Source organism: Mesorhizobium sp. NPDC059054 (assembly GCF_042739215.1).
GTDB lineage: Bacteria > Pseudomonadota > Alphaproteobacteria > Rhizobiales > Rhizobiaceae > Mesorhizobium.
Map to the genome: position 1 here is coordinate 599,442 of NZ_JBHYHV010000003.1, position 14,257 is coordinate 613,698.

The following is a 14,257-nucleotide window of genomic DNA, read 5'->3' on the forward strand; positions in this document are numbered from 1 at the left end:
AGGTCCAGTCTGCCCCGCTTGATCAGGCAGCTCCCTTGTTGAGGTTGTATTTCATGATCGAGCCATGACGGCCGTGGCGGTCGCGCTCGAGTGTGTAGACATCGCCTTCGATCTCGCTTGCCTTGTCGAGCACCGCTGCGATCTGTTCCTGATCATGGTCGGTCAGATCGATGTTCGCGATGGCGAGATTTGAAGCCAGGTGTGCCCGGCTGCGTGCGCCGACGATGACCGCCGCCACCGAGGGACGCGATAGCATGGCAGCACTGGCGATGGTGGCGATGTCGGCGCCATGGCGGTCGGCCACCGCACGCAGGGTCCGCAACAGCTCCTGGAACAGGTCCCAACCGCCGAAATCGTCGATGATCAGTTTGTATTTGACGAGCGAACGGTTCTCATAGGGCTCAACCGGTTCGGCCGCGCCGAGCCAGCGGTCGCCGAGGAAGCCACCGGCAACGGTGCCATAACACAGGAACGCAATGCCCTTTTCCGCAGCAAGTGCGGCCATGCGCCTGGCCGGCCGCGCATCGAGCAGCGAATATTGCACCTGCATGGAGGTCAGCGGCACACCAGCAGCGACGATCGCTTCGACATGATCGGTATCGAAGTTGGTGCCGCCGATCCGATCGATCTTGCCGGCCTGCCTCAGCTCGTTCAGCCAGCCCGCGGTCTCCAGCCACCGCGGCGCTTCGTAATCCCACCAGTGAAACTGCACCAGATCGAGCCGGTCGAGATTGAGCCGCCGCAACGACTGCTCGATGACGCCTTCGACATAATTCTTGGTGATACGCGGCAAGACATCGAGATCGGGCACGAATTTCGTATGCACCTTGATGCGGTCGAGCGCCTCCTGCCCGCGCTGATCCCGGTAGCGCAGCCGGAAACGGCCGATCAGTTCCTCGACGCCCGTATAGATGTCGGCGCAGTCGAAGGTGGTGATGCCGGCATCGGCAAAAGCGGTCATGTCGGCGATCGGATCGTCGCTCGATGCAACACCGTGGCCGCTGGCCATCTGCCAGCCGCCGCGGATGACCCGCGAAATCTCATAGTCCGATGCCAGTCTGGTTCTCTGCATGCTTGTCGTCTCAATCGTCGTTCAGCGGCACGGCCGTCGTCTGGGCATGACTGAAGCGGCGCAGGCCGGTTCGGGTGATGCGGAAACGCGAGCTGCAATTGGGATCCGGACAGGCCACTTCGGCGTCGGTCGTCATCCAGTCGTTCTTGTGGGTCGGCCGCTGCTTGGCCGGCAGCAGCGGCAAAAGAGCCGCCAGCGAATAGATCGAGAAGCCCTGCCCGGGCGGCAGATGCAGCATCTCGCCGCGCATCTCGAAATAATCTCCAACCTTGGCGCCGCAATAGATCGCTCCGCCTTCCGGCGCGGTCACTTCGACGCGCAGATCGTAGAGCTCGAAGGAATCATCCTGCCTTTCAGCCATGGCGCAGCTCCCGCGCTTCGATCTCCTCGGCATCGAGGCGACCGCGGATCAGGTTGAACGAACGGGTGATGTCGTCGGTCAGCGCCTTGACCGAGCCGGCAACATCGCGGCGCTCCAGGGCCTCGATCAATGCCCAGTGATGATGGGTGGCCGGAATGTCGCGGTTCTCATCGTGGATCTGGGCCGCCTTGCGGACATAGGGACCAGATTGCAGCCACAGGCTTTCCACGATGGGGATCAGCACCGCCGAGCCGGCAGCCCGGTAGATGTAGAAATGGAAGGCATGGTTGAGCTCGGACGTCTTGTGCGCCTTGTCGCTGTCGTTGCTAGCGAAGGCGGCCTCGCAGGCCGAGGTCAGCTGCCTGAGCTCGATGAAATCGGCAGCAGCGAGATTGGGCAAGGCAAGGGCCGTGATCTGCCCCTCGATGAGACAGCGCGCGCGGGCAAGATCTTCCAATCTTTCGCGCGTGATCAGAGGCACCCGGACGGACCGGTTGGGCAGCGCCTCCAGCGCCTGTTCTGAAACCAGGCGGCCGAGTGCCTCGCGCACCGGCATGGTGCTGGTCGCCAATGTCTCGGATAGGTCGACGATGCGCATGATCTCGCCCGCGTCGAACATCCCGTGGATCAGCGAGCGGCGCAGTTCGGCATAGACACGGTCGTGCAATGTCTCGCGCACGACCGGCGAAAGCGCGCGGCGGCTCATGCCGCCGCCCTGTCACGGTGGTTCGGACAAGTTCTGCGAATTTCGCGATCAGGCATTTCGTCCACCATTCGGAGCCGGACACCTCAAGCCATTGCTCATTTTCGTAGTTGCAATTTGCTGCGATGTAAAGTTTGATCAAACATCACAGATCAAAAAATAATCGATCGGCCACGATGCAGCCTGTCGCACATGCCTCTTCCGATAAACCCAACGGCCCGCTCGTCGAGGCGTGCGATCTGGTCAAGCAGTTCGGCGGCCTGCGCGCCGTCGACCGCATGTCGATCACCCTGCATCGCGGCGAGATGGCAGGGCTGATCGGCCCGAACGGCGCCGGTAAAACCACCCTCTTCAACCTCATCGCGGGCAGCCTGAACCCCACATCCGGATCGATCCGGATCGGCGGTGTCGAGGTTGCGCAGGAGCGGCCGGAACGACGCATCGCGCGCGGCATCGGACGCACGTTTCAGATTCCGCGTCCCTTCGCCGAAATGACGGTACTGGAGAATGTCCTGACCGGCAGCCAGCAGCAGTCCGGCGAACGTATATGGATGAATTTTCTCCAGCCGGGCCGCGTCGCCGGCGAGGAACGTCAGGCCGTCGAGAAAGCACGCGCCCTGCTCGACTTCGTCAAACTGTCCGGATTGGAAGCCGAGCCGGCACGGGTGCTGTCGGGCGGACAGCGCAAGCTCCTGGAACTGGCGCGCGTGCTGATGGCGGACCCTGAGACCATCCTGCTCGACGAGCCGGCTGCCGGCGTCAACCCGACGCTGCTGGAGCTCATCATAGATCGCGTTCTTGAGCTCAATGGCCAGGGCAAGTCGATCCTGCTGATCGAGCACAATATGGACATGGTCGCCCGCCTATGCGGCCGCGTCGTCGTCATGGCAGCGGGAAAATTGCTGACGGAAGGAACCCCCGACGAGGTTTCCCGCAACCGCACCGTGATCGAAGCCTATCTCGGCGAGGTCGCGGCATGACCGGACCGCAGCCCATCGCGCTTTCGACGCAAGCCCTTGTCGCCGGTTACGAGCCCGACCTGCCGATCGTCCGCGGCGTTGACTTTTCGATTCGCAACGGCGAACTCGTCATCGTGCTCGGACCCAACGGCGCCGGCAAATCCACTTTCGTCAAGGCGATCGCCGGACTCGTGCCAATCCATTCCGGCGCCACGCTGCTCGGCGATTTCGACATCACTGCGGTGCCGACGCATGAGAAGATCCGCCACGGCCTGGCCTTCGTGCCACAGACCGAAAACATCTTCGCGACGATGTCGATCCACGACAATCTGCTTCTGGCCGCGAATGTGCTGCCCAAGGAAAAACGCAGCCGCCGCGTGGCCGACCTCTATGCAATGTTCCCCGATCTCGCAACGCGGCCTTCGTTGCGTGCCGGCCAACTTTCGGGCGGCCAACGGCAGATGCTGGCAGTGGCGCGCGCGCTGATCGTCGAGCCGAGCGTGCTGATCCTGGACGAGCCTTCGGCGGGCCTTTCACCCAAGATCGTGCAGGAAGTGTTTGCCCAGTTGAAGGCGATCAACGACACTGGTGTCACCATCATCCTGGTCGAGCAGAATGTGAAGGCGGCGCTGGCCATCGCCGATCGCGCGGCGATCCTGGTGGAAGGACAGTTGCGGCATGAAGGGCCGGCGGCCACGCTCGCCGAAGACCCGATCGTCGCCGAACTCTATCTCGGCGCCCACCATGCGGGAAAGGCGGCAACGCCATGAACCCGCAACTGATCATGGATGGCCTGATCGCCGGCGCGATGATCGGGCTTGGTGCCATCGGCATCACTCTGACCTATTCGATCCTGCGTTTCGCCAATTTCGCGCATGGCGAGATGATCAGCTGGGGCGCCTACCTCGCGCTCGCCACCAGCGGCCTGCTCGGCTCACTGTCGGGGGCGCTGCTCAAGCCGATCGGGCCATTCTCCTTCGGCTGGTCGCTGCCGCTTGCGGTGCTCGCCGCCGTGGCGCTGACGGCAGCGCTGGCGCTGCTGGTCGATGCGCTGCTGTTCGGCCCGCTGCGCAAGCGCCGCAGCGCCATCATCATCATGGTGATGGCAAGCTTCGGCGCCTCGCTGGCGCTGCGCAGCCTGCTTGAATTCATCTTCACCTCGAAGCCCGTCTATTTCTCGAAGGCCTTGCAGATCGCGCTTCCACTCGGCGGCGGCTTGAGGGCAACGCCCGACCAGTTGCTGTCGCTGGTCGTCGCGGCCGTTCTCGTCGTCGCGATCCACATCCTGCTGACGCGTACGGCGATCGGGCGTTCCATGCGCGCGGTGAGCGAGAACCAGCAGCTTGCCGGCGTTGCCGGCATCGATGCGCGCAAGGTGATCCGCACCGTCTGGGTGCTGGGCGCAGGGCTTGCCTGCATCGCCGGCGTCATGGCCGGCCTGCTGGTGCAGATCCGTCCCTATATGGGCTTCGACCTGTTGCTGCCGCTGTTTGCGGCCGCGATCCTCGGCGGCATCGGCAGCGTGCCCGGGGCGATGCTGGCGGGCCTGATCGTCGGTCTTGCGGAAGCGCTCGGTGTGCAGCTGATCGGCGCCGAATGGCGCGCGGCCGTCGCGTTCATGATCCTCGTCTTCGTCTTGTTGCTGCGCCCGCAAGGCCTGTTCGGGAGGGCGGAATGAGCGTCGAACTCGTCGCCTATGTCGCCTTTTTCCTGACCATGGCCCTGACCTATGCCGTCATGTGCCTGGGCCTCAACGTGCAATGGGGACAGACCGGCCTGTTCAACGTGGGCGTTGCCGGTTTCGTCGCCATCGGCGCCTACGTCTCGGCGCTGCTGACCACGCCCGACGCACCGGACCGTTTTGGTGGCTTCGGCCTGCCGATCCTGGTCGGCTGGCTGGGGGCAGCGCTAGCCACGGGCCTTGCCTCGTTTCTCGTCGGCTGGCTGACGATCCGGCTACGCGCCGACTATCTCGCCATCGCGACCTTCGGCGTGGCGGTGACGGTGCAGCTTGTCGCGCTCAACCTGCAAGGCGTCACCGGTGGTCCCTTCGGCATCGGCTTCATTCCAAGGCCCTTCGCCAATCTGGCCGGCGATCCGCTGGCCTTCAGCCTGCTCAATCTCGGCGTGCTGGTCGTCGTGGTTGTCCTGCTCTATTTCGCGCTCGAACATCTGCTGCGCAGTCCATGGGGGCGTGTGCTGCGCGCCATCCGCGAAGATGAGACGGCCGCGCTGGCGCTCGGCAAGAACGCCACCCGCTTCCGCTTGCAGGCCTTTGCGATCGGCGGTGCCATCATGGGGCTGGCCGGGGCAACCCAAGCCCATTTCGTCGGCTTCATCGCGCCCGACAATTATGTGCCGCTGCTCACCTTCCAGGTCTGGGCCATGCTGATCGTCGGCGGGTCCGGCAACAATCGCGGGGCCATCCTTGGGGCCATCCTGGTCTGGGGCATCTGGGCGGCTTCGGCCGGCACCATCGCATCCCTGTTCCCACCGGACCAGCAGGCACGTGCCGCCGCGCTGCGCATCGTGCTCATCGGCGTCGGGCTGTGCGCCATCCTGCTTTTGCGGCCACGCGGCATTCTGGGAGAGGAGCGGATCGTTTCACGCCATCTTGCTCGCCTCAAGCCAGCGCGCCGGACAGCGCCCAAATCCACCCTTCCCGAATCCTGAGCGAGGCCCAACATGCCAATCACTCCTGAGCGCACGACGCTGGCGGGGCTCGATATCAGCCGGCTGCTGTGCGGACTATGGCAGGTCGCTGATCTGGAGAAAGGCGGCGAGATGCTCGACCCCGAATACGGGGCCGATGCCCTGCAGGCCTATGCCAAAGCAGGCTTCGACACGTTCGACATGGCTGACCATTACGGCAGCGCGGAGATCATCACGGGTCACCTGCTGGCTCGCTACCCTGCTGGCAATCGACCTCTGGCCTTCACCAAATGGTGCCCGGAACCCGGCCCGATGACGGCAGAGGTCGTGCGAAAGGGTGTCCAGGAAAGGCTCGACCGGCTCGGCGTCGAGAAGGTCGACTTGCTGCAGCTCCACTGGTGGAGCTTCGAGCACTCGGCATGGCTGGATGCTCTGCACGAAATGGCGCGGCTCAGGCAGGAAGGCCTGATCGGCGCGATCGGCGTCACCAATTTCGATGCCGCGCATCTGGCCCTGGCACTCGCCGACGGCATCCCGCTTGCCTCCAATCAGGTCTCCTTTTCCCTGATCGACCGCCGCGCCGCCGGAATGCTTTCCGACGTCTGCGCGCGCAGCAACGTCAAGCTGTTCGCTTATGGAACCCTGTGTGGCGGTTTTCTCGCCGACAAGTGGCTTGGCGCGCCGGAACCGGCCTCGATCCCAGACTGGAGCCGCTCGAAATACAAGCGTTTCATCGACACGGCCGGTGGCTGGGAGGCCTTTCAAGGCGTGCTCGCCGCAGCGGGCGAAATCGCGCGCAAGCACACCGTCTCGATCTCCAATGTCGCGACCCGCTGGGTGCTGGAGCATCCGTCGGTCGCAGCCGCCATCATCGGCGCGCGGCTCGGCGAAAGCGAACACCGTGACGACAATCTGAAAGCCTTTTCCTTCGTGCTCGATGGAGAGGACAAGGCCCGGCTCGAGGCGGCCTTTGCTGGCACGCAGCCGATCCCGGGCGATTGCGGCGACGAATACCGCCGTCCACCCTATCTCACTGCCTCGGGCGACCTGAGCCATCATCTCGATGCCCTGCCTTCGATCTTTGTGGCCGAGCCCGTCCCGGGGCGGCCGGAACGCTCGCGCGTGTCGTCCGGCAGCATCTGGGAACCCATTGCGGGCTTCAGCCGTGCCGTGCGGGTGAAGGATACGATCCGCGTTTCCGGAACGACCGCCACCCATGGTGCGGATCGTTGCGTCGCGCCCGGCGACGCCGGCGCACAGACCACCTACATCCTCGACAAGATCCTGGCTTCGATCGCGGCACTTGGCGGGCGCGCCGAGGATGTCGTGCGCACGCGCATCTATCTGCGCGATGCCGCGCAATGGGAGCCGGCATCCCGGGCACATGGCCGTTTCTTCGGCGAGATCAAGCCGGCCAACACCATGATCGCGGCGGGCGACCTGATCGGCGACTACGAGGTCGAGATCGAGGCGGAAGCGGTGGTGGACTGAGCACCGTTTCCTGACTTTTCCGCGCCGTGTCGTGCAGCCGTTGAGACAGGCACTCAGTCGCGCTTGTTGAAACGGAAGAACTCGACGCTGTAGCCTCCGGGATCGCGCATCAGGAAGGTGGAGACCATCTGCTCTCCCGCCTTGGCCGGATCGAAATGCACGACGATCTCGGCGCCGTTGCCTTTCATGCGCTCGTACCAGGCCTCGATCTCCGGCGTTTCCATGCTCACCATGACCGCCTTGGCGTCGGAAGCCTGGTGATGTCCCTTCGCTTCGTCGACGAGGCCGACATAGGAATGGTCGGTGATGCGGAAGAACTTGACCCAGCCCTTGTCGAAGGTTTTTTCGAAACCCAACTGCTCCCCATAAAAATGCTCGGGGGCCGCAAGGTCCTTGTAATAGAGGAAAGTGACCTGCGCATTGACCGGCAGTGTTCCCATTTTTGTCGGTGTAGCCATCGTTTCTCCCCTCCGCGAATAAAGCTCTGGCTGAACGCCTTCGATGCCCTGGGTTACGCGTCGCAGGCTCCCTCATCAACCCACTTGCCACCTCTCCAGTTTCTGGCGCTTGCGCGTGGCCTTTGATCTACTGCGTGGAAGAAACCGACAATACGGCCATCGGATCAGCCTGCCACGAGCCTGCCCCCTTGCCGATTCAACTGCGTACGATGGTATGCTGTTGATGGGATTCAGACGGGCGCGTCTGTCGCGATGGCTCACATCGCCCGGATCGCCAGGGCAAGCGCCTCGATCTCACTCCCGCCTGTGTTGTGCGAGGTTACAAATCGAGCTGCATTTCGGCCGTCCGGCTGTTTGATGAAATAATGCAAAAACCCTCTGTTTCTCAAGGCGTCGCTTTGGTCGCGGGTCATCTCGACGAAAACCATATTCGCTTCCACAGGATAGAGTGGCTCCATGCCACTGTCTCGCAATGCCTTGCCGAGAAGAGCGGCCATCGCATTGGCATGACCGGCCGATTGCAGCCAGAAATCGTCGGCGAGCCAGGCATCGATCTGCGCAGAAAGGAACCACATGCGGGCCCCAAGATGACCGGCCCGCTTCATCGTCCTGCGGAACTCCAAGGCATCCGCTGCCGAAAAAAAGATTACCGCCTCAGCCCCGATTGCGCCGCCTTTTGTGGCGCCAAGACACAAGACGTCGACCCCCGAACGCCAGCTCAGATCGGCAGGGGAAGCGCCTGTGAATGCAAGGGCATTTGCAAAACGAGTTCCATCCATGTGCACTCGCAGGCCCGCATCCTTGGCCCTTCCAGCCAGAAGCGCGATTTCCTCGCTGCGATAGGCGATCCCTGTCTCAGTGCTCTGGCTCAGGGAAAGCACCGTCGGTTTGCCGCGATGCACATCGCCATCGTCCAGCAGTTCTGGAAGATCCTCCAGAGCAAGCTTGCCTTGTTGACCCGCGACAGGTCGAAGTCGTGCGGAGGCATAAAATTCGACAGCCCCGCACTCATCGACAAAAACGTGGGAGTTGCGATGGCAGATGACTTCGCCGAAACGGCCGGAGATCTGGGATATCGCCAAGGCATTGGCGGCCGTTCCGGTGAATATCGGGAAAAACTCCAGGTCGCATTCGAAAATCGCCCTGAGCTTGTCCTGAACCTTCGCAGTAATTTCGTCTTCAGCATAAGCGGTCTGGCCGCTTGCCAGCACCTTCTGAAGTTTTTCGAGAACAGTTGGAGCAGCCGGACAGGTGTTATCCGAACGAAAATCGTTCATGCCATGGTCTCGATCGACCTCAGGATCTCGCCGCGCTCGATCTCGCCCAGCAATTGAAACAAGCAATCGCCACTCCTGCTCCGCCCCATGGCACGGATGACAGAAACGATCCCCCGGCTTGCAAAATGCAACTCCAGGGGCGGCTCCAGCGGGCGCTCCGGCGCATGCAGATAGCCGGCGAGTTGCCCGACCTCGACAGTCTCGCCCAATCTCGCCAAGGGCTCGAAGACACCATCTCTTGGCGCGTAGACGAAATCGTCCTGGACGTTAGAGACGAAGCGCGTGGAGATTTCAGTTCGCCACCGGTCCTCCATGTTCAGGATGCCCAAATGGTCGAGCAGTCGATAGATGCAGCGTTCGGCAACTTCGAGCGCGTCGGCGCCGAGATGGCCACCACCGCCGAACTCGCCTGAAAGATGCATGGCTCCCCGTTGAACAACGGCACGCCCCGCAACCGAACCCGCCGGACATCCGAACTGTGCCCAGGAAAGCGGCGCGTTCATTGCCTCCAGGGCAGCGAACGTCTTTTGAGCCATAGCCTTGTCGGTTCCAAGATCGGCATAGGAGCATGGCAGATGGTTCAGCGAGCTGCCCCCCGAATGCAAATCCAGAACCGCATCGCAGCGCCCGATCAATTCCTGCGTGATGAACGCGGCAATCCTGCCGGTCGGGGTGTCGATATGGTTATCTCCAAATGACCGGTTCAGGTTTCCTCCGTCGAGCGGTGACGTGCGCGACCCTTCAATGACCGCAGGCTGATTTGCCGCCGGCAGTACAAGAATCCGTCCATTGATCCGCTCCACGTCGATGGTTCGGATCAAACGTGCCAGGGCGAGTTGACCTTCATATTCGTCGCCGTGCGAACCGGCCATCAGCAGAAGCGTTGGCCCGCGACCATTCGCGAACACAGCCAACGGAACGGGGATCGTTCCATAGGCCGAGCGATGCACGGAGTGCTCTACACGTATCAGCCCGACCTGCCGACCTGGTGCATCCAGATCGACATCAGTCCATGCCATCGACAATGACATGAGAACCCTCCCGCAAGCGATTGATGGCCACTTCGACAGCGATCAGACGCTTCACTTATTCGTCGAGCCAGACGCGTTCGATAATGCGATCTCCCGACAGATCCGACACGCCGCTGGGTTCGAACCCCTGAACTTTGACGGATCTGGCGTCCAGGAAATCAGCGAAGATCGGGATGATGCTTGGCCCCTCGTCATTCAGGATCGCCTGCAGTTCACCGTAGATTTCCTTACGCTTGTCGAAATCGAGGGTGGCTTTGCCTTCTGCCAGAAGTTTGTCGAACTGAGCATTGGACCAATAGCTTTCGTTCCAGGCGGAGCCGGTGCCATAGATCAGCGAAAAGGTCTGGTCGACCGGGCGGTTAAGCCAGCTCGAAACCGTGAATGGCTTCTTCATCCATGTGTCTGACCAGTAACCGTCTGCCGGACGCTTGATAACCTTGAGATCGATGCCCGCGGCACCAGCCTTGCTTTGATATACCTCCGACAGGCTGACGGCCTCGGGCAAAGCCGCGTCCGATGTGTAAAGATCGAGGGTCAGCTTTTCGAGACCGGCCTTCTTGAGGTGGAATCTCGCCTTATCGGCGTCAAACACGTGCTGTTCCAGCGCGCCGTTATAATAGGGATTGTTTGGTGCGATCGGATGATCATTTCCGAGCGTTCCGAGCCCGCGCATGATCAAATCCAGCATAGCCTGTCGATCGCAGCCGAATTTCAACGCCTGCCGGACATCATTGTTCTTTGTCGGCTCAGCATTGAAAGCGCCGATGAACGTCCAATGCACAGCGCCCGGAGAACGCACGACTTTCAGTGCCTGGTTTCGTTCGACAAGAGGAAAGACCTTGCGGTCGAGCTGGTTAATGACATCTGCCGCCCCACTTTGAAGAGCAGCCAGCCGTGCGGTGGAATCGTTCATAACCGTCAGGATGACCCGCTCGACATGAGCGCGATCAGTTTTCCAATAGTTGCCGTTGCGCTTCAACGTGGCGCGAATCCCCGGCTGGAAGCTTTCCAGAATGTAGCCCCCCGTCCCGACGAGTTTTTGCCAGTCTTCGAAACCCGCAGGCACGATCATTGCGTGGTAGTCGGCAAACGTATGCATGAACTCCGCATTCGGGCTTGCGAGTGTCACGGCGACTTCATGAGGGCCGTTTGCCTTGATCTCAGAGATCGCATCAAACAGGGACTTTGCGCCGGAGGTCGTCTTACCCCGGTGAAGATTGATCGAATAGACGACATCTTCGGCATCGAGCGCCTTGCCGTTGTGGAACGTAACGCCCTGGCGGATCTGGAGAATCCAATTGATTGCGTCGTTGCTTTGCCAGCTTTCGGCCAGCTCCGGTGTCAACGTTCCGTCTGGAAGGATTTCCACCAGCTGGTTGCAGACAGCGACACCAATCACCCTTTGGACTTGTTGGGTAAATGCTCTCGGATCGAGAGAGTTGTCGGAACTGCCGCCAGCCATGGCAAGGCGAAAATCACCACCTTTGCGCGGTGTGGCGGCACGGGCCGTCCCGAAGGGGAGTAGTAGTCCCGCAGCAGCGGTTGAGGCCAAAAAGCCACGTCTGGTTAGCGAGGATGCGAGGATAGCCATGTTTCCTCCTTCAAATGGCAAAATTACTGCGGGGGTTTGTTCTGCAGATCCTGCATATCGTCATGCAGGCTGCGTTGCGTATGGGCTCTGACAGCCGCCGCTGCAGCTTCCGGGCCCTTACTGAGAACCGCGTCTAGGATCGGCTTATGCCAGTCGAGCAGGTTAATTCGTCGTGGCCAGCTGTTCTCCGACCAGCGATACAGCCACTCTGTCTGACCGGCGATGCTTTCATATTGCCGTATCAAAAGCTTATTTTCGCTCGCCTGGATCATGCTTGCATGGAAACCCAGATCCGCTTGCAGACGGGACTCGGCGTCTCCATTCCGTTCAGCCTCGATTAGCTGATCGTAGGCAGCCTCTAGGGTCTCACGTATGCTTTCATTCAACGACGCGGCCACGAGGCGTGCCGAGAGTTCTTCAAAAGCGCCTCGGACTTGATAGTGCTCGCGCAGCAACTCGTTGTTGACCGACTGCACGGTCCAGCCGGCATAGGGACGCCGCACCACCAGGTTTTCAGCGACCAATGCAGCCAATGCCGCGCGGACCGTGCCGCGAGCAACCTGCATTTCATCCGACAACTCCTGCTCGGTCAGACGCTGGCCCGGCGAAAGATCCGCTCCAACAATCATCTGACGCAGTTGCTGCGTCGCACGATCCACAAGGCTGAGCTTTTCGAGTGCCACTGGTCAATCTCCCGCCTTATTCATATTGCTGATTGTTAACAATTGTCAATACGACATCACCTACAGTTATGCTCTCCCTCAAATCGAACCCGCCTGACGCCTCCCGCGTCGCACCCGACGCGCTCTGCGTGACTCCAATTGACACAATCATCAGTTTATACTAATCATAAGTCATGGCTACTGATAGCGCGCAGCTTGTCGCTCTCGGCGATTCGACCCGCAGGCAGATTTTCGAGCTGATCGCGGAGCGTCCGCGCTCGGTGGCGGAGATCACGCGGCAGATGACCGTGTCGCAGTCGGCGGTCTCGCAGCACCTCAAGGTGCTGCGGGAATCGCGGCTGGTCCGCGCCGAGCCGAAGGGCGCAAGCAACGTCTACCACATCGACCCGCACGGACTTGGCCAGATGCGCGCCTGGCTCGACCGGTTCTGGAGCAAGACCCTGACGGCCTACAAATCGGCGGTCGAGAAAACACCAGAGGAGTCACGATGAATACTCAGATACCAATCGCATCTGTGAAACAGTCAGTCGTGGTCGAGGCGTCGATCGAGCGCGCATTCAAGGTCTTCACCGAGGACTTCGGCAGTTTCAAACCACCCGAGCACAACATGCTCGCTGTCCCGATTGTCGAGACGGTGTTCGAGCCTCGGGTCGGCGGCTACCTCTACGATCGTGGCGCCGACGGCAGCGAATGCCGCTGGGCGCGCGTGCTGGCCTATGAGCCGCCCGACCGCGTGCTCCTGAGCTGGGACATCAGTCCGCGTTGGCAGATCGAGACCGATCCGAACAGAACCAGCGAGTGGGAAGTGCGCTTCACCGCCGAGACGGCTGACCGCACCCGTGTCGAGATCGAGCACCGGAACCTGGAGCGCCACGGCGCAGGCTGGGAAAGCGAGCGTGACGGAGTTGCAGGCGATCAGGGTTGGCCGCTGTACCTCAAGCGGTACGCCGACCTGTTGGCCCGCAAAGTCTGACGGCCGCATGTCGACCGGCTCGGAACGAGCCGGTCAGGCTGATTCCGTCTCGCGAGACCTTAGCCGGTGACGAACGCCAGAAGGTCGGCATTCAGCACGTCTGCATTCACCGTCAACATTCCGTGCGAGAAACCGGGATAGGTCTTCAGCGAGGCGTTCGGCAGCAGCTTGACGGCCTTCAAAGCCGAGGCGGCGATCGGAACGACCTGGTCGTCCTCACCGTGCAGCACCAGCGTCGGCACGCTGATCGCCTTGAGGTCCTCGGTCTGGTCGGTTTCCGAGAAGGCCTTGATGCCGTCGTAGTGTGCCTTGGCGCTGCCCATCATGCCTTGCCGCCACCAGTTCTGGATCACGCCTTCATGGACCGTCGCGCCCTCGCGGTTGAAGCCGTAGAACGGCCCTGACGGGACGTCGCGGAAGAACTGGGCGCGGTTGCTGGCCAGCGCGGTCCGGAAGCCGTCGAAGACCTCCATCGGCGTGCCCTCGGGGTTGTCGCCGGTCTTCAGCATCAGCGGCGGAATGGCGGCGACGAGGACAGCCTTGGCCACCCGGCCGGCAGGCTCGCCGTGTCGCGCCACGTACCGCGCGACTTCGCCGCCACCGGTGGAATGGCCGATGTGAACCGCGTTCCTCAGGTCCAGCGCCTTCGCGACGGCAAAGGCATCGGCAGCATAGTGGTCAATGTCATGACCCTCGGCGACCTGTTCCGAGCGTCCGTGGCCACGCCGGTCATGCGCGACGACGCGGTAGCCCTTCGACAGGAAGAAAAGCATCTGCGCGTCCCAATCATCGGAGCTGAGCGGCCAGCCGTGGTGGAAAACGATGGGCTGGGCATCCTTGGGACCCCAGTCCTTGTAGAAAATCTGCACGTCGTCGTTGGTCGTGACAAAGCCCATGCTGTGTTCTCCTTCTGGAACGTCGTGGGTGGCAGGCCCCGCGGCACGCGCGGTACCGAATGGAAAGGCGAAACTTGCGGCGAGCGCCGAGGCGGCTGAGTGGCAAGCCT

16 protein-coding genes are annotated in these 14,257 nt (G+C 61.8%); 7 read left to right on the top strand and 9 right to left on the bottom strand.

Annotation, left to right across the window (positions count from 1 at the left end):
* Window positions 1-22: 22 nt before the first annotated feature.
* From ACFWXH_RS16255 to ACFWXH_RS16265, 3 genes are read right to left on the bottom strand one after another with little or no spacing between them, the layout of a single operon-like run.
* Window positions 23-1,072 (bottom strand): aldo/keto reductase, encoded by a 1,050-nt coding sequence (locus ACFWXH_RS16255; RefSeq protein WP_379121899.1) that lies wholly within the window; start codon window positions 1,070-1,072, stop codon window positions 23-25.
* A 10-nt stretch (window positions 1,073-1,082) separates the two neighbouring features.
* Window positions 1,083-1,433, bottom strand: a complete 351-nt coding sequence (locus ACFWXH_RS16260) for a TIGR04076 family protein (protein ID WP_379121901.1) — start codon at window positions 1,431-1,433, stop codon at window positions 1,083-1,085.
* Window positions 1,426-2,139 (bottom strand): GntR family transcriptional regulator, encoded by a 714-nt coding sequence (locus ACFWXH_RS16265; RefSeq protein WP_379121903.1) that lies wholly within the window; start codon window positions 2,137-2,139, stop codon window positions 1,426-1,428. The genes ACFWXH_RS16260 and ACFWXH_RS16265 overlap by 8 nt, the downstream gene beginning before the upstream one ends.
* Window positions 2,140-2,312: 173 nt before the next feature.
* Between ACFWXH_RS16265 and ACFWXH_RS16270 the strand changes: the two genes are divergently transcribed.
* The 5 genes from ACFWXH_RS16270 to ACFWXH_RS16290 are packed head-to-tail and all read left to right on the top strand — an operon-like array spanning window position 2,313 to window position 7,238.
* The gene (locus ACFWXH_RS16270; RefSeq protein WP_379121905.1) at window positions 2,313-3,116 is read left to right on the top strand and encodes an ABC transporter ATP-binding protein; all 804 of its coding nucleotides are present in this window, start codon (window positions 2,313-2,315) and stop codon (window positions 3,114-3,116) included.
* The gene (locus tag ACFWXH_RS16275) at window positions 3,113-3,865 is read left to right on the top strand and encodes an ABC transporter ATP-binding protein (RefSeq protein ID WP_379121907.1); all 753 of its coding nucleotides are present in this window, start codon (window positions 3,113-3,115) and stop codon (window positions 3,863-3,865) included. The genes ACFWXH_RS16270 and ACFWXH_RS16275 overlap by 4 nt, the downstream gene beginning before the upstream one ends.
* Window positions 3,862-4,773, top strand: coding sequence for a branched-chain amino acid ABC transporter permease (locus ACFWXH_RS16280; RefSeq protein WP_379121909.1), 912 nt, complete (start codon window positions 3,862-3,864; stop codon window positions 4,771-4,773). Before ACFWXH_RS16275 ends, ACFWXH_RS16280 begins: the two co-directional genes overlap by 4 nt.
* Entirely contained in the window at window positions 4,770-5,768 is a 999-nt protein-coding gene (locus tag ACFWXH_RS16285; protein WP_379121911.1) for a branched-chain amino acid ABC transporter permease, read from the top strand. The genes ACFWXH_RS16280 and ACFWXH_RS16285 overlap by 4 nt, the downstream gene beginning before the upstream one ends.
* A gap of 12 nt (window positions 5,769-5,780) precedes the next feature.
* Window positions 5,781-7,238, top strand: coding sequence for an aldo/keto reductase (locus ACFWXH_RS16290; protein ID WP_379121913.1), 1,458 nt, complete (start codon window positions 5,781-5,783; stop codon window positions 7,236-7,238).
* A gap of 53 nt (window positions 7,239-7,291) precedes the next feature.
* On the opposite strand, the gene ACFWXH_RS16295 is transcribed toward ACFWXH_RS16290, so the two are convergent.
* From ACFWXH_RS16295 to ACFWXH_RS16315, 5 genes are all read right to left on the bottom strand, one after another.
* Complete coding sequence (locus tag ACFWXH_RS16295; RefSeq protein WP_379121915.1) at window positions 7,292-7,696, bottom strand: VOC family protein; 405 nt, start codon at window positions 7,694-7,696, stop codon at window positions 7,292-7,294.
* Window positions 7,697-7,953: 257 nt separating this feature from the next.
* Window positions 7,954-8,973 (bottom strand): threonine aldolase family protein, encoded by a 1,020-nt coding sequence (locus tag ACFWXH_RS16300; protein WP_379121917.1) that lies wholly within the window; start codon window positions 8,971-8,973, stop codon window positions 7,954-7,956.
* Window positions 8,970-10,004 (bottom strand): succinylglutamate desuccinylase/aspartoacylase family protein, encoded by a 1,035-nt coding sequence (locus tag ACFWXH_RS16305; protein ID WP_379121919.1) that lies wholly within the window; start codon window positions 10,002-10,004, stop codon window positions 8,970-8,972. Before ACFWXH_RS16305 ends, ACFWXH_RS16300 begins: the two co-directional genes overlap by 4 nt.
* Before the next feature lie 55 nt (window positions 10,005-10,059).
* Entirely contained in the window at window positions 10,060-11,595 is a 1,536-nt protein-coding gene (locus ACFWXH_RS16310; RefSeq protein ID WP_379121921.1) for an ABC transporter substrate-binding protein, read from the bottom strand.
* A 23-nt stretch (window positions 11,596-11,618) separates the two neighbouring features.
* Complete coding sequence (locus tag ACFWXH_RS16315; RefSeq protein WP_379121923.1) at window positions 11,619-12,278, bottom strand: GntR family transcriptional regulator; 660 nt, start codon at window positions 12,276-12,278, stop codon at window positions 11,619-11,621.
* Between the two features lie 173 nt (window positions 12,279-12,451).
* Between ACFWXH_RS16315 and ACFWXH_RS16320 the strand changes: the two genes are divergently transcribed.
* A complete protein-coding gene (locus ACFWXH_RS16320; RefSeq protein ID WP_379121925.1) occupies window positions 12,452-12,769 on the top strand; it encodes an ArsR/SmtB family transcription factor in 318 nt (105 codons plus the stop codon).
* Window positions 12,766-13,251 (top strand): SRPBCC family protein, encoded by a 486-nt coding sequence (locus ACFWXH_RS16325; protein WP_379121927.1) that lies wholly within the window; start codon window positions 12,766-12,768, stop codon window positions 13,249-13,251. Before ACFWXH_RS16320 ends, ACFWXH_RS16325 begins: the two co-directional genes overlap by 4 nt.
* Window positions 13,252-13,310: 59 nt before the next feature.
* On the opposite strand, the gene ACFWXH_RS16330 is transcribed toward ACFWXH_RS16325, so the two are convergent.
* Window positions 13,311-14,147 (bottom strand): alpha/beta fold hydrolase, encoded by an 837-nt coding sequence (locus tag ACFWXH_RS16330; RefSeq protein ID WP_379121929.1) that lies wholly within the window; start codon window positions 14,145-14,147, stop codon window positions 13,311-13,313.
* Between the last annotated feature and the right edge of the window lie 110 nt (window positions 14,148-14,257).